The organism is Kocuria rosea, assembly GCF_023715525.1.
Taxonomy (GTDB): domain Bacteria; phylum Actinomycetota; class Actinomycetes; order Actinomycetales; family Micrococcaceae; genus Kocuria; species Kocuria rosea_A.
In genome coordinates, this window is record NZ_JAMBOG010000002.1 from 60,345 (window position 1) to 82,105 (window position 21,761).

The 21,761-nt window shown below is 75.3% G+C and carries 22 protein-coding genes; 9 read left to right on the forward strand and 13 right to left on the reverse strand.

Translation table 11 applies throughout. From position 1 onward, the window contains the following. Positions 1-15: 15 nt before the first annotated feature. A complete protein-coding gene (gene leuC / locus M3185_RS01535; protein WP_251331914.1) occupies positions 16-1,494 on the reverse strand; it encodes a 3-isopropylmalate dehydratase large subunit in 1,479 nt (492 codons plus the stop codon). 143 nt (positions 1,495-1,637) lie between these two features. On the opposite strand from leuC, the gene M3185_RS01540 reads away from it, so the two are divergent. The 3 genes from M3185_RS01540 (at position 1,638) to M3185_RS01550 (ending at position 5,163) form a co-directional block, all read left to right on the forward strand. Then, positions 1,638-2,450 carry an IclR family transcriptional regulator gene (locus M3185_RS01540; RefSeq protein ID WP_285859311.1) on the forward strand — a complete coding sequence of 271 codons (813 nt, stop codon included), beginning with the start codon at positions 1,638-1,640 and terminating at the stop codon, positions 2,448-2,450. A 114-nt stretch (positions 2,451-2,564) separates the two neighbouring features. Next, a complete protein-coding gene (locus M3185_RS01545) occupies positions 2,565-4,307 on the forward strand; it encodes an FAD-dependent oxidoreductase (protein ID WP_251331915.1) in 1,743 nt (580 codons plus the stop codon). After that, positions 4,291-5,163, forward strand: coding sequence for a hypothetical protein (locus M3185_RS01550; RefSeq protein WP_251331916.1), 873 nt, complete (start codon positions 4,291-4,293; stop codon positions 5,161-5,163). Before M3185_RS01545 ends, M3185_RS01550 begins: the two co-directional genes overlap by 17 nt. Positions 5,164-5,168: 5 nt before the next feature. On the opposite strand, the gene M3185_RS01555 is transcribed toward M3185_RS01550, so the two are convergent. The 9 genes from M3185_RS01555 to M3185_RS01595 all read right to left on the reverse strand — a co-directional run bounded on the left by M3185_RS01555 (position 5,169) and on the right by M3185_RS01595 (position 14,074). Then, a complete protein-coding gene (locus M3185_RS01555; protein WP_251331917.1) occupies positions 5,169-6,857 on the reverse strand; it encodes a GTPase in 1,689 nt (562 codons plus the stop codon). Then, entirely contained in the window at positions 6,854-8,716 is a 1,863-nt protein-coding gene (locus tag M3185_RS01560) for a dynamin family protein (protein WP_251331918.1), read from the reverse strand. The genes M3185_RS01555 and M3185_RS01560 overlap by 4 nt, the downstream gene beginning before the upstream one ends. Before the next feature lie 66 nt (positions 8,717-8,782). Further along, complete coding sequence (locus M3185_RS01565; protein WP_251331919.1) at positions 8,783-9,703, reverse strand: NADP-dependent oxidoreductase; 921 nt, start codon at positions 9,701-9,703, stop codon at positions 8,783-8,785. Between the two features lie 121 nt (positions 9,704-9,824). Next, a complete protein-coding gene (locus M3185_RS01570; RefSeq protein ID WP_251331920.1) occupies positions 9,825-10,232 on the reverse strand; it encodes a four-helix bundle copper-binding protein in 408 nt (135 codons plus the stop codon). Positions 10,233-10,493: 261 nt separating this feature from the next. Beyond that, positions 10,494-10,688 carry a DUF2795 domain-containing protein gene (locus M3185_RS01575; RefSeq protein WP_251331921.1) on the reverse strand — a complete coding sequence of 65 codons (195 nt, stop codon included), beginning with the start codon at positions 10,686-10,688 and terminating at the stop codon, positions 10,494-10,496. 113 nt (positions 10,689-10,801) lie between these two features. Further along, positions 10,802-11,140, reverse strand: coding sequence for an SHOCT domain-containing protein (locus M3185_RS01580; RefSeq protein WP_251331922.1), 339 nt, complete (start codon positions 11,138-11,140; stop codon positions 10,802-10,804). Between the two features lie 74 nt (positions 11,141-11,214). Then, the gene (locus M3185_RS01585) at positions 11,215-12,003 is read right to left on the reverse strand and encodes an alpha/beta hydrolase (RefSeq protein WP_251331923.1); all 789 of its coding nucleotides are present in this window, start codon (positions 12,001-12,003) and stop codon (positions 11,215-11,217) included. Continuing rightward, complete coding sequence (locus tag M3185_RS01590) at positions 11,910-12,743, reverse strand: alpha/beta fold hydrolase (protein ID WP_251331924.1); 834 nt, start codon at positions 12,741-12,743, stop codon at positions 11,910-11,912. Before M3185_RS01590 ends, M3185_RS01585 begins: the two co-directional genes overlap by 94 nt. A gap of 134 nt (positions 12,744-12,877) precedes the next feature. Then, positions 12,878-14,074 (reverse strand): glutamate--cysteine ligase, encoded by a 1,197-nt coding sequence (locus M3185_RS01595; RefSeq protein ID WP_251331925.1) that lies wholly within the window; start codon positions 14,072-14,074, stop codon positions 12,878-12,880. Between the two features lie 380 nt (positions 14,075-14,454). Here M3185_RS01595 and M3185_RS01600 point away from each other — a divergent pair, with 380 nt between their 5' ends. Beyond that, positions 14,455-15,525 carry a TerC family protein gene (locus M3185_RS01600; RefSeq protein WP_251331926.1) on the forward strand — a complete coding sequence of 357 codons (1,071 nt, stop codon included), beginning with the start codon at positions 14,455-14,457 and terminating at the stop codon, positions 15,523-15,525. 93 nt (positions 15,526-15,618) lie between these two features. Beyond that, complete coding sequence (locus tag M3185_RS01605; protein ID WP_251331927.1) at positions 15,619-15,969, forward strand: helix-turn-helix transcriptional regulator; 351 nt, start codon at positions 15,619-15,621, stop codon at positions 15,967-15,969. A 136-nt stretch (positions 15,970-16,105) separates the two neighbouring features. On the opposite strand, the gene M3185_RS01610 is transcribed toward M3185_RS01605, so the two are convergent. Continuing rightward, complete coding sequence (locus M3185_RS01610) at positions 16,106-18,289, reverse strand: heavy metal translocating P-type ATPase (protein WP_251331928.1); 2,184 nt, start codon at positions 18,287-18,289, stop codon at positions 16,106-16,108. 339 nt (positions 18,290-18,628) lie between these two features. Here M3185_RS01610 and M3185_RS01615 point away from each other — a divergent pair, with 339 nt between their 5' ends. Both M3185_RS01615 and M3185_RS01620 read left to right on the forward strand, forming a co-directional pair. Beyond that, positions 18,629-19,018: a hypothetical protein gene (locus M3185_RS01615; protein WP_251331929.1), complete on the forward strand. Its 390-nt coding sequence runs from the start codon at positions 18,629-18,631 to the stop codon at positions 19,016-19,018. A gap of 133 nt (positions 19,019-19,151) precedes the next feature. Next, positions 19,152-19,682, forward strand: a complete 531-nt coding sequence (locus M3185_RS01620; protein WP_251332076.1) for a GNAT family N-acetyltransferase — start codon at positions 19,152-19,154, stop codon at positions 19,680-19,682. 66 nt (positions 19,683-19,748) lie between these two features. On the opposite strand, the gene M3185_RS01625 is transcribed toward M3185_RS01620, so the two are convergent. Together M3185_RS01625 and M3185_RS01630 are read right to left on the reverse strand one after the other, a co-directional pair. Beyond that, positions 19,749-19,985: a hypothetical protein gene (locus M3185_RS01625; protein ID WP_251331930.1), complete on the reverse strand. Its 237-nt coding sequence runs from the start codon at positions 19,983-19,985 to the stop codon at positions 19,749-19,751. A 54-nt stretch (positions 19,986-20,039) separates the two neighbouring features. Further along, positions 20,040-20,477 carry a hypothetical protein gene (locus tag M3185_RS01630; protein ID WP_251331931.1) on the reverse strand — a complete coding sequence of 146 codons (438 nt, stop codon included), beginning with the start codon at positions 20,475-20,477 and terminating at the stop codon, positions 20,040-20,042. A 312-nt stretch (positions 20,478-20,789) separates the two neighbouring features. On the opposite strand from M3185_RS01630, the gene M3185_RS01635 reads away from it, so the two are divergent. Both M3185_RS01635 and M3185_RS01640 read left to right on the forward strand, forming a co-directional pair. Then, on the forward strand, positions 20,790-21,221 hold the full coding sequence (locus M3185_RS01635) for an OsmC family peroxiredoxin (RefSeq protein WP_251331932.1): 432 nt from the start codon (positions 20,790-20,792) through the stop codon (positions 21,219-21,221). Positions 21,222-21,403: 182 nt separating this feature from the next. Then, on the forward strand, positions 21,404-21,682 hold the full coding sequence (locus tag M3185_RS01640) for a hypothetical protein (RefSeq protein WP_251331933.1): 279 nt from the start codon (positions 21,404-21,406) through the stop codon (positions 21,680-21,682). Positions 21,683-21,761: the final 79 nt, after the last annotated feature.

Here is a 21,761-nt window from a genome sequence, read left to right on the forward strand (position 1 = left end):
CGGGTGGGGCGCCGGTCAGGCGGAGGCCAGGTCGGACGGGGAGGACAGCGTGCCGCGCACGGCGGTCGCGGCGGCCACGACCGGCGAGACGAGGTGCGTGCGCCCGCCCTTGCCCTGGCGGCCCTCGAAGTTGCGGTTCGACGTCGAGGCGCACCGCTCCCCGGGGGCGAGCTGGTCGGGGTTCATGCCCAGGCACATCGAGCACCCGGCGAAGCGCCAGTCGGCGCCGAACGCGGTGAAGACCTTGTCCAGGCCCTCGGCCTCGGCCTGCAGGCGCACCTTCGCGGAGCCGGGGACCACCATCATGCGGACGTTCTGCGCCTTCGTGCGGCCCTTGACGATCTCGGCCGCGGCGCGCAGGTCCTCGATCCGGGAGTTGGTGCAGGAGCCCAGGAAGACGGTGTCCACCGGGATCTCCTTCATGGGCGTGCCCGCGGTCAGGCCCATGTACTCCAGGGCCCGCAGGGCGTTGGCCTTGTCGTTCTCGTCGCCGAGCTGCTCGGGGTCCGGCACCGCCTGGGACAGCGGCACGCCCTGGCCCGGGTTGGTGCCCCACGTGACGAACGGCTCGAGCTCGTCGGCGTCGAGGAACACCTCGGCGTCGAAGACGGCGTCGTCGTCGCTGCGCAGGGTGCGCCAGTACTCGACGGCCGCGTCCCAGTCGGCGCCCTCGGGGGCGTGCGGGCGGCCCTTGACGTAGTCGAACGTCGTCTCGTCGGGGGCGATCATCCCGGCCCGGGCCCCGGCCTCGATGGACATGTTGCAGATGGTCATCCGCGCCTCCATCGACAGGGACCGGATCGCGGAGCCGCGGTACTCCAGGACGTAGCCCTGCCCGCCGCCGGTGCCGATCTTCGCGATCACGGCCAGGATGACGTCCTTCGCCGAGACCCCGGGGCGCAGCGTGCCCTCGACGTTGACGGCCATGGTGCGGAACGGCGCGAGCGGCAGGGTCTGGGTGGCCATGACGTGCTCGACCTCGGAGGTGCCGATGCCGAAGGCCAGGGCGCCGAACGCGCCGTGGGTGGAGGTGTGGGAGTCGCCGCACACCACGGTCATCCCGGGCTGGGTCAGGCCCAGCTGCGGGCCCACCACGTGCACGATGCCCTGCTCGGCGTCGCCCAGCGAGTGCAGGCGCACGCCGAACTCCGCGCAGTTGGCGCGCAGGGTCTCGATCTGCTTGCGGGAGGTGTCGTCGGCGATGCGGGAGAAGATGTCCTGCGTGGGGGTGTTGTGGTCCTCGGTGGCGATGGTCAGGTCCGTGCGCCGCAGCCCCCGGCCGGCCAGCCGCAGCCCCTCGAAGGCCTGCGGGGAGGTCACCTCGTGCAGCAGGTGGAGGTCGATGTAGAGGAGGTCCGGCTGCCCGTCCTCACCCTTGCGCACGAGGTGGTCCGCCCAGACCTTCTCGGCGAGGGTGCGTCCGGGCGCCGGGGCGGCGGAGGGCGCGGACGTCGCGGAGATCGGGGAGGGGGTCGTGGACTGGGTGTCCGGCATGGCGGATCCTTCCGTGCTGCCTGGGGCCGCGCCGGATGGGCGCGCCGCCTGAGGAACGTGGTGCTCCCATGGTCCGTGCCGACGTCGCCCGCAGACCAGCTTTTCGGCTTGCTTCTCACATGCTGAGACGCCAGTATCAGCACATGGACACATCTGGACACATGGACCCGTCCGGCGCGCCCCTGGGCAGTCCCCTGGGCGGGGTGGGCAGCGGCGAGGGCCTCGACCTGCCGGCCGGCTCCTCGCCCAGCGGTGTGGGCGTGGTCGACAAGGCGTCGATGATCCTCGACGCCCTCGAGGCGGGCCCTGCCACGCTGGCCCAGCTGGTGACCGCCACGGGCCTGGCCCGCCCGACGGTCCACCGCCTGGCCGTGGCCCTCGCCCACCACCGCTTCGTGGGCCGCGACATCCAGGGCCGGTTCGTGCTGGGCACGCGGCTCGTGGAGCTGGCCTCCGCCGCGGGCGAGGACCGGCTCATCGCCGCCGCCGGGCCCGTGCTGGTCCAGCTGCGCGACGCCACCGGGGAGTCCGCGCAGATCTTCCGCCGGCAGGGCGACTGGCGTGTGTGCGTCGCCTCGGCCGAGCGGCCCATCGGCCTGCGGGACACGATCCCCGTGGGCACGCAGCTGTCGATGAAGGCGGGCTCCGCCGCCCAGGTCCTCGTGGCGTGGGAGGACCACGACCGCCTGCTCGAGGGGCTGCGGCACGCGCGCTTCTCCGCCACGGTCCTGGCGGGGGTCCGCCGCCGCGGCTGGGCCCAGTCGCTGGGCGAGCGCGAGCCGGGGATCGCGTCGGTGTCGGCGCCGGTGCGGGGGCCGTCGGGGCGCGTGATCGCCGCCGTGTCCATCTCCGGGCCGATCGAGCGGCTCACCCGCCAGCCCGGGCGCCTGCACGCCGAGGTCGTGGTGCAGGCGGCCCGCCAGCTCACGGAGGCGGTGCGGGCCGCCGCGCAGTAGCGCCGGGACCGTGCCTGCGAGCGCCGGGGCCCGCAGAGCTCCTCTTGCGCCCCGGATTCCCGCGCGAGTAGCGTGAACGCCATCCGGCCAGGAACCCGCCCGGAGGTGGCGGCCATGGATGACTCGGCTCCGGTCATGCTGCTCGCGACCAAGGACCCGGTCTCCCGGGCAATCCTGGGAGATGAGCTGCGCCGGCGCTACGGCGCCGACTACGAGGTCGTGGTCTGCGGCGACCACGCCCATGCCCGGGCGGTGCTCGAGGGGCTCCGCCGCTGGCATCGCGCGGTGGCCCTCATCGTCGGGTGCTACGGTCCTGCCGACCGCGACGGGCTGGACTTCCTGCGGCGCGCCTACGTCGACCACCCGGCCGCCAAACGGGCCGTCGCGGTGACCTGGGGCGACTTCGCCAGCGCCCCCGCCGTGCTCGGGGCCGTCGCCCGGGGCCACGCCGACCTGCTCGTCCTGCGCCCCGAGGGCCCCCGCGACGAGGAGTTCCACGGCGCGATCACCGACGCCCTCGACGACTGGCACCTCGCCCAGGGCGGAGGGTTCGAGGCGGTCCGGCTGATCGGGGAGCAGCGCGACGGACGGACCCACTCGCTGCGCGACATCCTCGGTCGCAACCACATCCCCGTGGGCTTCCACCCGGTCGGGTCCGCGGCGACGCAGCGGATGCTGGCGGGCCTGGGCCTGCACGAGCCCGAGCTGCCGGTCCTGGTGCTGGAGTTCACCTCCCCGCCGACCGTCCTCGTGAACCCCAGCAACCTGGAGATCGCCGACGCGTTCGGGCTGAACCGGCCCCCGCCGACGGACAAGGTCTTCGACGTCGTCGTCGTCGGCGCCGGCCCCGCCGGACTCGCCGCGGCGGTGTACGCCTCGTCCGAGGGGCTCTCCACGATGGTCGTGGAGCAGCAGGCCGTGGGGGGCCAGGCCGGCACCAGTTCGCTGATCCGCAACTACCCGGGCTTCTCCCGCGGCGTGAGCGGGGCCCACCTGGCCTACCGGTCCTTCCAGCAGGCCTGGGTCTTCGGCACCGACTTCCTGTTCATGCGCCAGGTGGAGGGCCTCGGGGCCGACGGGGCCGTGCGCACGGTGACGACGTCCGACGGCGGGGTCGTGCGGGGCCGCACGGTCGTGGTGGCCACGGGCGTGGACTACCGCCGCCTCGGCGTGCCCCGGCTGGAGGAGCTGGTCGGCAGGGGCGTCTTCTACGGCGCCGCCGTCTCCGAGGCGCCGTCGCTGGCCGGGCAGCCTGCCTGCGTCGTGGGCGGCGGCAACTCGGCCGGGCAGGCCGCCCTGCACGTCGCGCGGTACGCGGAGCACGTGACGCTGCTGGTGCGGGGCCCCTCCCTGGCCGCGACCATGTCCGACTACCTCATCGCCCAGCTCGAGGCGACCGGGAACGTGACGATCCGCTACGGAACCGTGGTCGTGGGGGCCCGAGAGCTGGACGGGTCTCTCGCCGCCGTCGAGGTCGCCGCCACCGGGGGCTCCGGCGGAGCCTCCACCGAGGAGATCGAGGCGGCCGGCCTGTTCGTGCTGATCGGTTCGGCGCCGCGGACGTCGTGGCTGCCCGCCACGGTGCTGCGCGACCGCTCCGGGTTCCTGCGCACGGGCGGCACCTGGGACACCGGGGACGCCGGACCGGCCAGGGCCCCGCTGCCGCTGGAGACCAGCATGCCGGGCGTCTTCGCAATCGGCGACGTCCGGGCCGGCTCGATCAAGCGGGTGGCGACCGCTGTCGGGGACGGCGCGACCGTGGTCTCGCTCCTGCACGGCTACCTCGCCGAGCACCCGCCGCCCGCGGCCCGGGCGGCCGTCCCCGAGGAGCCGGTCGGCGATGCGCCCCTCGGCTGAGGCCGCCGCGGTGGTCCCGTCGGTGCGGAGGCTGCTCTACGTCGCCGCGTTCCTGGTGTTCCTCGCGGGGCTGGTGCTCTTCGTGTTCCCGCTGCGGACCGCGGACTGGTTCGCCTGGACCATCGAGCCGCCCATGACCGCCGTCTTCCTCGGCGCGGCGTACTGGTCGAGCGCGGTCCTCGAGGTGGCGGGCGCCCGCTCCGCCGGCTGGGACCGGGCGAGGCTGGCGGTCTGGCCGGTGTTCGTCTTCACGGCACTGACCCTCGCAGTGACCCTGCTCCACCTCGAGCGCTTCCACCTGTCGCCGGACCACCCGCCGCTGGCCCGGGTCGCCGCCTGGGCGTGGCTGGCCATCTACGCCGGGGTGCCCGTGGCGATGCTCGACGTCAGCCGGCGCCAGACCCGGTCCCGGCAGCCGGCCGCGGACTGCGCGGCGGTGGCCCGAGCGCCTCTGCCGCCCGGGCTGCGGCTCCTCCTGGGGGGCATCGCCGCTGCGCAGCTGACGGTCGGCGCCGCGCTCCTGGCACTGCCCGCGCAGGCCGCGACGCTGTGGCCCTGGCCGCTGACCCCGCTCACGGCGAGGGCGCTCGGGGCCTGGCTGGTCGGCCTGGGGTGGGCGGCGGCGTATGCCCGGTGGAGGGGGGACGCCCGCACCGTCCGCCCCCTCGGGCTGAGCGCCCTCGTCTTCGCGCTCCTGCAGGCGATCGCCCTGGTGAGGTACGGCGACGCCCTGGCGTGGGACGGCGCGCCCGCGATCGGCTTCGCCACCGTACTGCTCGCCGTCGGCGTCGCGGGCGGATGGATCGTCGCCCTGGACCCGGTCCCCGCCCGCCGCTGGGAGCGGCGCCCGGACTAGGGGCCTCAGCGCCGCAGCGCCGCCAGCGCCGCCCGGAAGGCGGCGAAGGCCTCGAGCTCCGCCCGCACGGGCTCGACGACGGTGCGCTGTCCCGCCTCGGCGACCGACGCGCGCAGCTTCCGGCGCACGGAGCGCTCCCGCATCCGGGCGCCGAAGCCGGCGAGGACCCGCCCGGTCAGGGCCAGGAACAGCCCGAGGACCACCCCGGCCAGCACGAGCAGCGTGGGCACCGGCAGCGGGAAGCCCTCGACGTAGGGCGGCGGGGGCACCGGGATCTGGAAGTACTCGAGCAGGAACAGTCCGAGCAGCCACACGAGGCCGGCCACCACGGCGAGCATCGCGAGCCACTGCAGCACGTCGAAGACGATCCACCACCAGGACGTGCGGCGGGCCCGGAAGTCGGTGCGGGCGATGGCCTGGTCGATCGCGTCGGGCAGGCGCGCCTCGTGGGTGCGGGCGGCCTGGCGAAGGGAACGGGTCCAGGGCTCGGCCGCGCCGGAGGCCGCGTCGTGCGCGAACGTGCGCACGGCCGAGTCCGCGGCGGCCCGCTGAGCGGCGCCCAGGGGCGGCAGGGAGGTGCGGTTGACCTCGGGGTTGACGCTGTCGCCGCGGTCGAGGTTGAGCCGGCGCAGCGGGTCCTTGCGGAACTTCTGCAGCCAGCGGGTGGCGATCCACCCGGTGTGCCCGGTGGCGTGCAGGGTGTAGGACTTCCCGGCGGCCCGGGCGATGCCGGACACGTTGGCCGCCTGCGCGAGCCCGTCGGCGAGCCGCTCCTCGGCCTGCGGGGTGATCCCGGCCGGCTCGCCGCCGCCGGAGGCCTGCGCGAGGAGCTCGGCGGCGTCGGTGACGTCGGCGTCGAGGCGGGCCCCGGCCGCGGCCCGGGAGTCGGCGACCTGCCGGATCCGGGCGCGCAGGGCCTCGACGCCCTCCCCCGTGAGCGCGGAGACGGCCACGGGCTTCGACAGCCCGGTGGTCGGCAGCCCGTCCTCGGCCACGAGCTCCTCGAGGGAGCGCATCACCGCGGGGACCTCGGCGGGCGGGAGCCGGTCCACCTGGTTCATCACGACCATGGTCACGGCGCCGTGCCGGGCCAGGGGCGCGATGAACTCCTGGTGGATGATCGCGTCCGCGTACTTCTGCGGGTCCACGACCCACACCACGACGTCGACCATCCCGACGAGGCGCTGCACGATGGTGCGGTGGTGCAGGCTCACGGAGTCGAAGTCGGGCAGGTCGAGCAGGATCAGCCCGCCGGGGGCCTCGGGGGCGGGCGCGCCGGTGAACCGCCCCTTGACGCGGCTCCAGCGGCCCGCGTCCTCCTGCCCGGTGGGCAGGGGCGTGTCGACGTGGTGGCGCTGGGCGACGTCGAGCCAGTCCAGGAGGGGCTCGCTGCCGGCCTCGCCCCACACCGCCGCGAGGGGCTGGGAAGTGGTGGGGCGGCGGGCGGCGGTACGGGCGATCTCCCGGCCCACGACGGCGTTGAACAGGGTGGACTTCCCGGAGCCCGTGGCCCCGAAGAAACCGACCACCGTGTGGTCGGCGGACAGGGAGCGGCGCTCGGCGGCACGGTCGAGCACGGTGCGCGCGGTGGCCACGGCGTCGTCGTCGAGACGGCCCTCGGCGAGGTCGGTGGCGCGCGCCAGCGCCGTGAGCCGCTCGGACAGGGTCGGGGCGGCCTGCTTCGCCGGGCTCACCGGCGCTCCCCCGTGCCGTCGACGGCGGAGCTGCCGCCCGGGTCCCCGCCCGGGTCCCCGGTGGTGCCGTCCCCCACGCCGCGCCCGGCGGCGCGCACCCGCTCGGCGGCGGCCTTGAGCTCGTGGGCCTGCGGGTGGCCCTCCAGGACGTCGAGGCGGCGCAGGAACACGTCCGCCTGCTCGTCCATGAGCTCGTGGATGCGCACCTCGAGGTTGCGCCGGGCCTCCTCGGCCATGCGCCGCACGGCGTCCTCGCCGAAGACGGCCTCCAGGAGCTTGGTCCCGACCACGCCGGAGCCGCCGGCGATGCCGACCTCCAGCCCGGTGAGCCCGCCCGTCATGGAGAACACCCCGATCATGAGGATCACGGTCAGGGCGTTGACGCCCAGGGACATCGCCCGGGCCTGGGTCCGCTTGCCCGCGCCCTCGCGCTGGATGAGCGCCATGAGGTCGCTCTGCCACGCGCGGATCTGCTCGCCGGTGCGCTCGGGGAAGTCGGCGGGGAGGGAGCCGAGGTCGCTGTCGCCGAGCAGCACGCGCCCGGCGGTCTCGGCCTGCCAGCGCCGCTCGGCGGTCTCGGCCGCGCGGGCGGCCTCCTCGACGATCACGGTCTGCAGGCCGGTCTCGATGGCCTCCTCGACCTGCACCTCCGGGGCGGGCCGGCCGGTGAAGAAGGCCGTCAGCCGGTCGCGCATCCGCCCGACCCCGGCCTCGAGGTTGCGGAAGAACTCGCCGGTGCCCACGAAGTCCTGCCAGCGGGCGAGCACCTCCCCGCGCAGCAGCGTGCCGTCCCGGGTCGAGTCGACGACGGAGGCCAGCGCCTCCTCGAACGCCCGCTCGACGTCCGCGCGCAGCTGCGCCTCGACGCGCTGCTGGGCGAGCACGGCGTCACCGGCCGCGTCGGTGCGGTCGGCGATCGAGCGCACGGCACCGCCGAGGGTGCGGCGGGCGATCTCGGAGCGCGCCGCGGCGTCGCGGCCCAGCGCGGCGAGGTAGTCGACCACGGGGGCGACGACGGGCGGGGGCAGCATCCCGGTCTCGTTGAGCGGCGACTCCGGGACCACGAAGACGGGGGCGTCGGCCAGGCCCTGCTCGGCGAGCATCCGCCCCAAGTCCTCCTGGATCTCGGCCTCGAGCCCCGGCGGGACCCGATCGAGGACCACCGCCACGGTGATGTCGCGCTGGGCGGCCTCCACGAGCAGCCGCCACGGGACGGCGTCGGCGTAGCGGTTGGCGGTGGTGACGAACAGCCACAGGTCGGCGGCGGCCAGCAGCTGCCCGGCGAGGCGGCGGTTCTCGTCGGAGATCGAGTCCACGTCCGGGGCGTCGAGCAGGGCGACGCCCTCCGGGATGCGCGGCTCGGCGAGCAGCACGAGCGCCTGCCCGTCCGCCGTGCCGGGCAGGGACCGGGGCGAGGACGTGTCCGCGGCGCCCGAGCCGGCGGGGGTGACCTTCCGCGCGTGGATCCGGCTCAGGTGCGGCAGCACCCGCTGGGTCGAGAACGCCTCGGCGTCGCGCGGGTGGTGGATGAGGATGGGCTGGCGGGTGGTGGGGCGGATCGCCCCCGACCGGGTCACGGGGTGGCCCACGATCGCGTTGACCAGCGTGGACTTGCCCGCGCCGGTGGAGCCGCCCACCACCGCGAGCAGCGGGGCGTCGAGGGAGCGCACCCGGGGCAGGACGTAGTCGTCGAGCTGAGCCACCGCCCGCTGGACGTCCTCCCGCTCCCGCAGGACGGTGCTCGTGGACAGCGGCAGGCTCGACGCCGCGAGCAGGGCCCGCGCGTCCTCGAGCGCTCTGAGGATCTCCGTCTGGTCGGTCACAGCCTCATTGTGCCAGTAAGCCTGCTGTGCACCCATGCTCCCCGCGCTCGCGGGGGGCATGGGTGCACGCACCGGGCCCGGAGGGGCGGGGCCCGGCGGGGCTCAGGGCATCCGGACGGCGATCTTGCCGCGGACGTGGCCCTGCGCACTGAGCCGGTACGCCTCCGCGGCCTCGTCCAGCGGGACCGTCCGGGCGAGCTCGACCTGCACCGCGCCGCCGTCGACCAGGCGGCTCAGCTGCGTGAGGTCCTCGGCGGAGGGGCGCACCCACATCCAGGTGCCGCCGTGGGCCTCGACGGCGTCGTCGGCGATGGAGGCGTGCCGGCCGCCCCCCGCGAGCACCGCCAGGGTCTGCTCCACGACCCCGCCCACGAGGTCGACGACGACGTCCACCCCGCCGGGCGCGAGCGCGCGGACGCGCTCCGGCAGGCCGTCCCCGTAGGCGACCGGCTCGGCGCCGAGCCCGCGCAGGTAGTCGTGGTTGGCCTCCGAGGCCGTGCCGATCACCCGGGCGCCGCGGGCGAGCGCGAGCTGGACCGCGAAGCCGCCCACGCCGCCGGAGGCGTTGTGGATCAGCACGGTCTCGTCGGCGGCGACTCCCAGGCGGCCGAGGACCTGGTACGCGCTGAGCCCGGCCAGCGGCAGGGCGGCGGCCCGGTCCCAGTCCGAGGACGCGGGCTTCGGCGCGAGCAGGCGCGAGGGCAGGGCCACGTACTCGGCCATGGTGCCGCCGTGCACCCAGTCGGTGCGGGCGTAGGCGACGACCTCGTCGCCCGGGGACCACTCGGGCACGTCGATGCCGACGGACTCCACGACCCCGGCGACGTCCCAGCCGGGCACCACGGGGAACTGGACCTCCATGAGGGCGTCCAGGCCCCCGGACATGATCTTCCAGTCGACCGGGTTGACGGCGGCGCTGCGCACCTTCACCAGCACCCATCCGGGCGGGACCTTGGGCAGGGGCAGCTCGGTGAGCTCGAGGACGTCGGGGTCGCCGTAGCGTGCGTAGGCCAGTGCTCTCATGCCCGGGCAACGGGGCCTCCCGGTGGACTATTCCCCGGGCGCCGGGGGCCGGGCCGGAACGAGGAGATCCCACGGCGCGCACGGGCGCGCCGTGGGATCCGCCCGTGGCGAGGCGCCGGGCTCAGCCCAGCGCGTCGACCAGCTCCGAGCACGCGGCCTCGCAGCGCCGGCAGGCCTCGGCGCAGATCCGGCAGTGCTCGTGCATGGACGCGTGGCGTTCGCACTCGTCGGCGCAGGCCTTGCACGCCATCCAGCACGCCTGCACCGCCGAGAGCGTGATGTTCGCGTCGTAGCCGGTGTGCCTCGACAGCACCCGCCCGGTCGCCTCGCACAGATCCGCGCAGTCCAGGTTGGTGCGGATGCACTTGGTCAGCTGGGCGACCATGTCCTCGGACAGGCACGCGTCCGCGCACGCGGTGCAGGTCTGGGCGCACTCGAAGCAGGCGGCGATGCAGGCCGCCAGCTTGCCCCGGTCCACCCCGCCCAGGTCCTTCGGGTAGGCCTCGAGCATCGCTGTCACGTGGGTCATGGTCCCGCTCCTTCGTCCGTGCGGCGCCGGGACGGTTCCCGGGCACCGGCCCTGCGGTGGGGGGTGCGATCGGCGGCCCGCGGGTGCGCTCCGGCGGTCACGTCGCCGACAGTAGCCCGGTGGTCGCCCCGGGTGAAGACCCGGGCGCCGAAGCGTCGACGATGACGTCGCACCCGGGCCTCCTCCCGCGCCGCCCCGGGGCACGGCGGGGCCCCGCGCCGCGGGCGTCCGCGGCACGGGACCCCGGGGACGGGTCCTGCCCTACTGGTTGAAGACGGCCTCGGTGACGTCCGTGGGCTTCTCGAAGGTCTTGTCCGGGAGGTTGCGCAGCGCCTCGAGCACGGTGTCGCCGGCCCCGGAGTCCTCGGCCTTCCGCACGACGTCCTCCTTGCTGACCGGGTAGTCCAGGCCGCCGAGGTGCTTCTGCAGCTCGATCGGGTTGGGGTTGTCGGACATGGCTGTCTCCTCTGCGCGGGCGGTCTCGCCCCGCCGGCGGGGCGGGGCACGAACGCCCCCAGTCTGTCAGCCTGCTGGGCGCACGTCAGCCCCCGCCGCGGCGCTGCCCGTGCTCACTGACCGGCCCGGCCCTCCTGCTCGAGGATCCGCAGCCGCTCCCGGTACTCCTCCTCGGTGATCTCCCCGCGGGCATGGCGGTCCAGCAGGTCGTCGCGCGCCCTGCGCAGGCCCAGCCGCGTCCGCGTCCTGCGCCCCCACCGGGTGTCCTGCCCGTAGCGCAGCACGAACCACACGAGGGCCCGGGCCGCGCCCCACCCCACGATGGCGATCAGGAGCACCCAGACCACCAGCTCCCACGCCTGGAACGGCGACAGCCCCAGCACGCCCACGGTCCCACCGATCCCTCCGACGTCGTCCGCCGCCCCGGCTTTCCCGGCCTCAGGCGCAGGCACGGACGGTGGCGCGAGAATAGCAGGCACCTCGGACGTCGGACGGGCCCGTCCCGGCGCCGGAGCGCCCGGAGGGCTCAGCGCGAGAGCGTCCGCACGCCGTCCACGACGGCCTCGTGCACGCGCGGGTCGCTGAGCGGCAGGAAGTGCCCGCGGGTCTCCAGCTGCACGTTGCGCGCCCCCTCCAGCCTGCTGCCGCCGGGGATGTGCGGATCGAACCGGCCGTAGATGGACACGATGTGCTGGTCCACGTGCCGGCTGGACGTGAGCTCGGTGAGCTCCGGGGAGTGCGGCAGGAACACGCGGATCGCCGGGAGGGGCAGCAGGTAGGCGAGCTTGGACCCGGTGAAGGGGGTGTTGATCGCCACGAGGCCCTGGATCGCGGTCGCGTCGTTGTGGTGGGACAGCAGCCGCTTGCCGATCAGCCCGCCCTTGCTGTGGGCCACGAGCACGCAGCGCTCGATGCCCTCGTCCCGGATGTGGCGGTCCACGAGCCGGGCCATCTCCTCGATGGTCCCGGTGTTGTACTTCAGGTCCTCGACGACGTGCACCCCGTAGCCGTGCCCGCGCAGCAGCTCGGCCACGGGCAGCAGGAACGTCCAGCTCTCGTAGATGCCGGGGATGAGCACGACGGCCGGCCGGTCCGGGGCGCCCCGGCGGTAGCCGAGGGGGTCCGGCCGGCGCAGGAGCCCGGCGGCCTGCCAGCGCAGGGCGTAGGCGTAGTCCCGGGCCCAGGCGGCGAGGTTGCTGCCGGTCTCGGCGGCCCCTGCGGTCAGGCGCCGGGGAAGCCGGTCGAGGAGGCGCTCGGGAAGTCCGTGCGGGGCCCGGGGCGACGGGCGGCGAGGAGGGCGAGGAAGGGTGCGCATGCGGCGGCGAGCTCCTGGGGTCGGGTGTGCTGGACGGCGTGGGCGCCGCCGGGGATCTCGAGGAAACGGGCGTCGGGCGCGGCGCGGGCCAGGCGCTGCGCCCAGGGCCGGGGGGCGATCGGGTCGTCGGCCCCGCGGACCACGAGCCCCGGCGCCGCGCAGCCGCGGATGTCGTCCTCGATCCGGTCGGCCAGCATGTGGCGCGTGGTGCGCAGGTAGCGCAGCGGTCCCATCCGGAGGTAGTTGCGGAAGATCACGACGTTGGTCGGCGGCGGCTCGCGCAGGGTGTCCTGCAGCAGCCGCCGGCCCTGGGCCAGGGCGGTGCGCGCGTCCGGGTCCACGGTGGGCCCGATCAGCACGTAGCCCGCGCACAGTCCGGGGTGGTCCTTGACGGTGTCCACCACGATCTGGCAGCCCATGGAGTGGCCGACGACGACGGGCGCGTCCAGCCCCAGCGCGGCGATCGTGCCGGCCGTGATCTCGCCGAGCTCCTGGACGTCCAGCGGGCGCTCCGGCCGGGGTGTGGTGCCGTAGCCGGGCAGGTCGAGCGCGTAGACGTCGTGGTCGGCCGCGAGCACGTCGGCGAAGCGCAGGAAGTACTCCCCCGACACGCCGATGCCGTGCACGAGCACGACCGGCGGGCGGGCGCGGTCGAAGGTGCCGCGGATGTCGACGGTGCGGGCGCCGACGGCGAGGCGCCGCCTCGCCAGAGCGGGGTGCTTCGCCGGGGGTCGGGGCACGGTGTTCTCCTCGGGGTCGGGAACGGAGGGTCGGGAACGGAGGGTCGGGAACGGAGGGTCGGGAACGGGGGTGGGATCGGGGGCGGTGCGCCGGCGGCCGCTGTCACGACCGTGGCCGGGTCACCGGGCACCGCTCAGCGGTGGGTCGCCGCGACGGCGGCGTGCACGACGTCGCGCGGCTCCCCCCGGGCGGCACGGGCCTCCCGCTGGCGGCGGGCGCCGCTGCCGTCCCGCAGGACGGACGCCACCACGGACTCGACGTGCTGCTGCTCGCCGCTCGCCGCCAGGGCGGGGCGCACGTGCTCGAGCAGTTCCGCGACGACCTCCCCGGCGGGGGCGGGAGCCTGGGAGGCGGGGCTGACCAGCGGACCGTCGGGTCCGGCCATGCTGGCCTGCCACGTCCACGCGCTCAGCTGCGCGGCCCCGACCGGCGCCGCGGGCAGGCCGGCCCGCCACTGCCGGGCCGCGGTCTCGACGAGGGCCCGGACCAGGGCCGCCAGCACCCCGGCGTGCTCGGCGTCGAGGCACACGTCCGCGATGCGGACCTCCACGGTGGGAAAGCGGGCGGAGAGCCGGGCGTCGAAGTAGAGCATGCCCCGGTCCAGCGGCACGCCGGAGCGCAGGAGGGCGGCGCAGCGCCGCTCGTACTCCTCCGCGGAGCCGAAGCGCTCCGTGGGCCCGGCGGTGGGCCAGCGCAGCCACGCCTGGTAGCGGAAGCTGCTGAACCCGGTCTCCCGGCCGTACCAGAACGGGGAGTTGGCGCTGAGCCCCAGCACGACGGGCAGCCAGAGCCGGATCCGGTCCAGCACGGCCACGCCCTCGTCGGGGCCCGCCACGCCCACGTGGACGTGGAACCCGCAGGTGAGCTGCTCGGCGGCGATCAGCCCGAACCGCTCCTGGATCCGGCGGTAGCGGGGCTCGGGCACCAGGTGCGGCAGGGCCGTAGAGACCGGGGAGGCGAGCGCGACGACGCGGGCGCCCACCTCCCGGGCGGCGGCGTCGGCGAGGGCACGGCCCCGGCGGATGGCGGTGATCTGGTCGGCGAGCCGGGTCACCGGGGGCCCGGCCACCTCGAGCTGTTCCTGCTGCAGCTCCGTGGTGACCTGGTGCCGCGGGGCAGGAGCGCGCCCGCGCACCCGCTCGGCGTGGCGGCGCACGACGAGGCGGCTCACGGCCAGCGGGTCGAGGGTCTCGGCGTCCACGAGGAGCAGCTCCTCCTCCACCCCGAAGGTGCGGAGGGGGCCCGCCGCGGGCGGGGCCTCGGGCCCGGCCGTGGGCGAGAGCGCGGGAGGGGGTCCCGCGGGGTTCGGGTACTGGAGAACGGTCGTCACCACCATCGGGGCTCGAGGAGAGCGGTGGGGGCGGGCACCTGCCACGGGCCCGTCGTCATCGCCGAGCTGCCTGGTCAACTCACGAGGAGCGTAGCACCGGGAACACCGCCGGCGGTGGTGCAGCCGGTGAAGAGCCCGGGAGCCCGGCCCGGCGGCGCCGGGCACGCCGGGCGAGCGCGGTGGAGGCCCTGCCACCGGCCACGACGCCCGCGGCACCCCTTGACGCAAAGCATGAACTGCGCTTCACTATTCGGTACAGGGAGGGGAGTATCCCACCGACGTTCCGCCGTCACTTCGGCCCCGTGGGCGGGGTCCGGCGGGGCGGGCCCCGCCGCGGGCCGGGAGAGACCTCCGATCGGATCGATCGGGAGGTTCTCGTGATGGATGTGCCGTTGTGGGTCTGGGCCGCGGTGGTCGGGGTCATCGTGGTGATGCTGGCCGTGGACCTGTTCGCCCACCGCCGCGCCCACGTGATCGGGGTGGCCGAGGCGGCCGTGTGGTCGGGGGTGTGGGTGGCCTTCGGGGTCGGCTTCGGGGTGCTGGTGTGGCTGCGGTGGGGGGCGGAGTACGGGCAGCAGTACTTCTCCGGCTACCTGATCGAGAAGTCCCTGGCCGTGGACAACGTGTTCGTGTGGGCCATCGTCTTCAGCCACTTCGCCGTGCCGCGGGCGTTCCAGCACCGGGTGCTGTTCCTGGGCGTTCTCGGGGCGCTGGTGCTGCGCGGGGTCTTCATCGCCGCCGGGGCGGTGCTGATCCAGCACTTCTCCTGGATCCTCTACGTCTTCGCCGCGTTCCTGCTCTACACCGGGTGGCGGATGATCCGTCAGCGCCACCAGCACCTGGACCCCGAGGCCTCGACGGTGCTGCGCGGCTTCCGCCGGTTCGTGCCGATGACCGAGGCCTACCACGGCCAGCGGCTGCTCGTGCGCCGCGACGGGGTGCTGCTGGCCACCCCGCTGCTGGCGGTGCTGGTGCTGATCGAGGTCACCGACGTGGTCTTCGCCGTGGACTCCATCCCGGCGATCTTCGCCGTCACCGAGGAGGTGTTCCTGGTCTTCACCGCCAACGCCTTCGCGATCCTGGGGCTACGGGCGATGTACTTCCTGCTGGCGGACCTGATCCACCGGTTCGTCTACCTCAAGATCGGGCTGGCCCTGGTGCTGATCTGGGTGGGGATCAAGATGCTGCTGAAGATCGACGTGTTCTACATCCCCACCAGCATCTCCCTGGCGGTGGTCGCCACGATCATCACCGTCTCCATCCTCGCCAGCCTGGCCGCCACCCGCGGTGCGGGCCGCCGCGCCCTGCCGTCCCCGTCCGACCCGCCCTTCCGGGTGGCCACCGCCGCCGAGGACGCCGCCCTGGAGCCCGTCTGGCCCCGCCGCCGACCCCCGCACCCGGAGCGGGACGGCCGGCACCAGGACCGACAGCACGGGGGAGACCTCCGCTGACCTCTGCCCCGCCCCGCCCCCACCGCCGCCCATCGGCCCGATGGGTGCCGGCGCGGTGGGCGCGGACGGCGCGGGGCGAGCAGAATGGTCGCCATGACCCCGGACCAGCACGACGCCGCCCCGCCGGTCCAGCGCCCGGCGTGGACGTTCCTCACGAACCACGGACACGTCCTCCTGGCCGTGGCGCAGGCCGAGGACGCCCGGGTCAGCGACATCGCGGCGCGGGTGGGGATCACCGTGCGGACCACGCTGGCGATCCTCAAGGAGCTGGAGGAGGCCGGCTACCTGGCACGGCGGCGCGTGGGCCGGCGCACCCACTACACGGTGGACGGGCACCGGCCGTTCCGGCACCCGGCGATCGCCGCGCACGAGGTCGGGGAGCTGCTGTCGATCTTCACGGCGCAGCCCACGGCCCCGGCCGGTGAGGACCGTCCGGGGCCGTGAGCCTGCGGTGACGACGCCCCGGCCCTGCGGTGCCGGTGCGTCCCGGACGACCGCCGATCAGGACCACCCCGGCCGGGACGGCGGCCGGGCGAGGGCGGCCAGGAGGAGCTCGGGTGGCGTGGGCCGGGGGTCCTCCTCACCTCCTCGGGGTCGGGCTCCGGTGGGCCCGGACTGCCGGCTCCGCCGCGGCGGCGGGCGCGAGGCGGGCGGGGTCGAGGTCGATCCGGCGCAACAGCTGGGCGTTGAGCGCCACGACGATGGTGGACAAGGACATCAGCACGGCCCCGACGGCCGGGGAGAGGACGATCCCGGCCGGGGCCAGCGCTCCCGCGGCGAGGGGGACGGCGACGACGTTGTAGCCCGCCGCCCACCCCAGGTTCTGGACCGCCTTGCGGTAGCTGGCCCGGGAGAGGTCGATCATGGACAGCACGGCACGGGGGTCGTTGCCGGCCAGGACCACCCCGGCGGACTCCACGGCCACGTCGGTGCCGGCGCCGATGGCGATGCCGACCTCCGCCCGGGCCAGCGCCGGGGCGTCGTTGACGCCGTCCCCGACCATGGCGACCGTCGCCCCGCGGCGCTGGAGCTGCGCGACCTCCGCATCCTTGTCCCGCGGCAGGACCTCGGCGAAGACCTCGTCGATGCCCAGCTCGCGCCCCACGGCCTCGGCCACCTGACGGGCGTCCCCGGTGATCATGGCGACCCGCACGCCGCGGTCCTGCAGGGCGGTCACGGCCGCGCGGGACTCCTCGCGCACCGCGTCCTCCAGGGCCAGGGCACCGATCACGCGCCCGTCGCGCAGGACGTGCAGCACGCCGGCGCCGCGCCCGGCCCACTCGCCGGTCGTGCCCGCGATCTCGGCGGGGATCTCCACGCCCAGCTCGCGGAGCATGTTGGGCCCGCCCACGGTGATCTCGGACCCGTCGACGACGGCGCGCACGCCGCGGCCGGTCACGGAGCTGAAGCGGGCGCCGCGCCGGGCCTGCCGGGCGGCCCCGGGGTGGCCGGCGGCGGCCGTGACGACGGCGCGCGCGACGGGGTGCTCGCTGTCGGCCTCGGCCGCGGCGGCCAGCGCCAGCAGCTCGGCCTCGGAGACCCCGGGGACGACGGCCGCGCCGGTGACGGCGTGCCGGCCCTCGGTGAGGGTGCCGGTCTTGTCGAAGAGCACCACGTCGATCGTGCGCATCCGCTCCAGCGCCAGGCGGTCCTTGATCAGGACGCCGGACCGGGCCGCGCGCTCGGTGGAGATGGCGATGACCAGCGGGATGGCCAGCCCCAGGGCGTGCGGGCAGGCGATGACCAGGACGGTGACGGTGCGCACGACGGCGCCGTCCACGTCGCCGAGCAGCACCCAGACCAGGAAGGTGACGGCACCGGCCGCCAGGGCGAACCAGAACAGCCACGCGGCGGCGCGGTCGGCCAGGGCCTGGGCGCGGGAGGAGGACTCCTGGGCGGCGGCGACCATGCGCTGGATGCCGGCCAGCGCGGTGTCCGCGCCCACGGCGCCGATCCGCACGCGCACGGAGTTGTCGGTGGCCACCGTCCCGGCCACCACGGTGTCCCCGGGACGGCGGCCGGCGGGCCGGGACTCGCCCGTGATCATGGACTCGTCGAACTCGGCCTCGCCGTCGACGACCTGCCCGTCGGCCGGGACGCGGGCCCCCGGGCGGATGAGGACCACGTCGCCCACCGCCAGCTCCGCGATCGGGACGGTGACGACGCCGGCGTCGGTGACCTTGTCGGCCCGGTCGGGCAGCAGCGCGGCCAGGGCGTCGAGGGCCCCGGAGGCGGCGCCCAGGGCGCGCATCTCCATCCAGTGGCCCAGGAGCATGATGACAATCAGCAGGGCCAGCTCCCACCAGAAGTCCAGGTCGAAGCCGCCCACGCCCAGCGTGGTGACCCAGGACGCGACGAAGGCCACGGTGATGGCCATGGCGATCAGCAGCATCATGCCCGGTCGGCGGGCCCTCAGCTCGGTGAGCGCCCCGCGCAGGAACGGGGCCCCGCCGTGGAGGAAGATCACGGTGCCCAGGACCGGGGGGATCCAGGCCGACCCGGGGAACACGGGGACGTGGTAGCCCAGCAGGTGGGCGAGCATCGGACTGAAGGACACCACGGGAACGGCCAGCGCGAGGGAGAGCCAGAACCGGTGCTTGAACATCACCGTGGAGTGCCCGGCGTGCTGGCAGTGGGCGTGGACCTGGCGCTCCTCGTCGAGGCCCGAGTGGGCGTGGTCGTGGGGCATGGCCTGCCCGTGGGTGGCGGCGTCGGCGGCGTGTCCGCCGTCGTGCTCGGGACGGGAGTGGGACGGGGTGGTCATCGGGGGCCCCTCGGTCGTCGGTGGAGCTGGTGCACTGCCCCGAAGTTATACCCCCTGGGGGTATCAGTCAAGGGTGCGGCGGCACCCCCGGAGCACCTCGCCCCGCCCGCCACGACCACCCGGCCGGGAGGGGCGCACGCACCCCTGGAGCCGGCACGGAGGGTCCGCGACGCCGGCCGCACGGGAGCTCGGCGGGCACCGCCGGGCCGGACTTGAACAAGGAACAACAGGGGGCTTAGTATTTTCCTGCGCCTCGGCAGGCAGTGGGCTTAGTGTTCCGCTGCGCGCCCGGGCCGCCGCGCGGCCGCCCGGCCGCGCACCCCCCGAAGGAGCAGCCCCGTGAACAAGATCTCCGTCCTCGTCGAGGTGGACCTCGACGGCCAGTTCGTCCGCGTCAACGTCACGGGGGCGCTCACCGCGATGAACCAGCAGGGCCTGCACCCCGTGCTCCGCCGGGCGCGCACGATGCTGCCGGACGCCACGGTCACCGTGGACCTCACGTGCGTGCGCGAGCTGGAGCCGGTCGCGGTGGACCTGCTGCGCCGGGCCGTGGAGCACGAGGACCACCTGCGCGGCGCCGTGGAGCTCCTCCTTCCCCGGGAGGCGCCCGCGGAGGCCGCCGCGTCCGCGCTGGACGCCCGCCGCCGGCTGCGCGCGGAGGTGCTGCGGCGCCGCTCCGCCGCCCTTCCCGTGCCGCTGCCCGAGCTGGAGCTCGACACCGCCTCCTGAGCCCCCGCCCCGCGGGAGGCCCCCGGAGGCTCCCACCCGGAGCCGCGTCCGCCCCGGCGGCGGTACCGTCCGCCCGGCGGGAGCCGGCCGGACGTTCTCAGGAGGATGCTCTACCCTGTTCCGGGTGTTGACGATGCGCACCCTGACCGCCGGAGACCGGGCGGTGATCGCGGAGTTCCTGCTGAGCGACCCCGCGCACACGAGGATCTGCTTCGACCGCGAGCCGGTCCCCGAGGACGCCGACGCGCTCCTGTCGTCGGCCGCCTACGGCGCCGGGGCCCCCGCCCACGCTCTCGTGGGAGCGTTCGACGCCGGCGGGACGCTCGTCGGGCTGCTGGACTGGGTGGCCCGCTGGCCGACCCCGGCCAGCGGCTACGTCGGACTGCTGCAGGTCCGTCCGGGACGCCGCGGGGCAGGGATCGGCACCGCCCTGCTCGCCCACGCCCAGGACGCCGCCCGGGCACAGGGGTGCCGCCAGCTGATGCTGTCGGTGATCGCCCGCCATCGCGAGGCCCGCACGTTCTGGTGCCGGCAGGGCTTCCAGCTGCTCAGCGCGCACCGGGAGCGGACGGCGGGGCCGCTGGAGGCCGTGGTGATGCACCGCCCGATCCCGGCCCGGGGGCCGGAGGAGCACCACGGGCTCGGCGCGACCCTGTCCGCCTGAGCACGGTCCGCCCTGCCACGACGGAGGTCATCTCCCGCGCCCGGGAGGGCCCCTCGTGCCGGCCGGTCAGTGCCCGGAGGCCAGCCGCGCCGCCTCCTCGATGATCTCCTTGCGCAGCTCCGAGTCCACCCGCACGGTACCCCCGTCGCTCGTCCGGGCCGTGTGGAGCTCCTTGGCGTCGACGGGGTCGGCGGCACTCCCGCCCGCCGCGGAGGACGTCGGCAGCGCCTTCAGGCGGCGGCGCTTCTTGGCGGCCCGGTAGGTCAGGGAGCCGGCCGGGGTCCGCTGGGCGAAGTCGCTCATGGGCCCCCTCCTCTCGTGCGCGCGCGCCCGCCCGTGGCGGGTCGTGGCCCCACTCTACTCCGGGCCGTCGCCGGTGTCGTCGGCCCGTCCCCACTGCGCGCGCACGTGCTTCTCGATCGCGGCCCCCACGGCCTGGAACATCGCGCTGTCCTGCGGGGGCGGCCGCCACGAACCGGGCTTCTTGAGCTCGTTCAGGACCTTGAGCCCGGCCAACTGGCGCACCGGGTGCTCGTCGTCGGCCGCGGCGTCGAGGGCCCACTCCACGCGCTTCCACCACTGGTCGGCACGGTAGACCTGGAAGGCCACGAGGACCACGGCCGCCGGGATGAAGGCCGCGGCCACCTTCCAGACGTCCCCGAGCACCGCCCACGAGTGCGCGCCCCAGCGCCCCTGGGACACGTTGAGCCAGGTCACGGCCACCGAGAGCGTGCCGGCGACGAGCAGCCCGGCAACGAGCAGCATGGTCCAGGACAGCCGTCCGGCGAGGCCCATCGCCCCTCCCTTCCCGACGGCCCTCCCGAACCCACCGGGGAGGGCCCTCGTGTCGTCGCCCACGGCCCCCTGAGACCGTCCGGTGCGGCCCCTGGCCGGGCGCCACGTCGCGTTGTTCGAAGATGTGTTCGAACAACACGATACCGGATCCGGGGTGACGTTGGCCGGAGGACGGGGCGGCCGACTCGCCGGGACCGGTTCCCCGGGACGGCGCAGCCGTCACATCAGCAGCCTGATCGGTTACCGTGGCAGGCAGCGCCCCCGGCGCCGGCAGGCGGAGCGCCCGCCTGCCGTGGATCTTCAGGAGGAACCATGCCCAAACCCGTCATCAGCACGGCCAGTACCGTCTGGAACGGCGATCTCTTCAACGGCTCGGGCACCACCGGTCTGTCCGGCTCGGGCCTGGGCCCGTTCAGCGTCGACTGGAAGGCCCGTGCGGAGGAGGGCCCCGGCGCCAAGACCAGCCCCGAGGAGCTCCTCGCCGCCGCCCACGCCACGTGCTACTCCATGGCGCTGTCCAACGGCCTGGCGCAGAACGGCACCCCGCCCACCCAGCTCGACTCCTCCGCCGAGGTCACCTTCGTGGCCGGTGAGGGCATCAAGGGCGTCAAGCTCACCGTCCGGGCGCAGGTGGAGAACGTCTCCGCGGAGGACTTCGCCCGCCTCGCGGACGAGGCGAAGTCCGGCTGCCCGGTCTCCCAGGCGCTCGCCGTGGACATCACCGTGGACGCCTCGCTGGTCTGACCCGCACCGTCCGCCGGTCCGGGAGGAGCCCGGACCGGCGGACGAGCCGGACGGGGCGTGCCGCCGGGAGGACCGCCGGTCGCCGAGGAAACATGTGGAGGCAACCGTCCCGCAACATCGCCGTCACGTGGTCGGGGCATCCTGGGCCTGTTCCTGCCCCCCTCCCCCGAAGGACGTGCGCCGTGCTCGACCGCCTCGATCTCCAGATCCCCGACCCGACCGCCCTCTCCCCCGGCGACGAGGTCGACGTCTGGTCGCACCGGACCCTGCTCTGGGCCGGCGTCGTGGAGCAGACCGCCCCCGAACTGGGCGTGCTGTGGATCCGGGAGGCCCGCAACGGCACCCGGCGGCTGCTCTCCACGGCCGAGCACCGCCTGACCCGCCGCCCGGCCGTCACGGCGGTCACCGAGGACGGTCCCTCCCCGGCCCACGAGGAGGCCGCGCGCCGCTGGGCCTGGTGAAGGGGCCGGCCGGCGGCCGCAGGACGCACCGGAGGGACGGAATGCGCTCCCTCACGCACGGCCGTTTGCCTCGGGGACC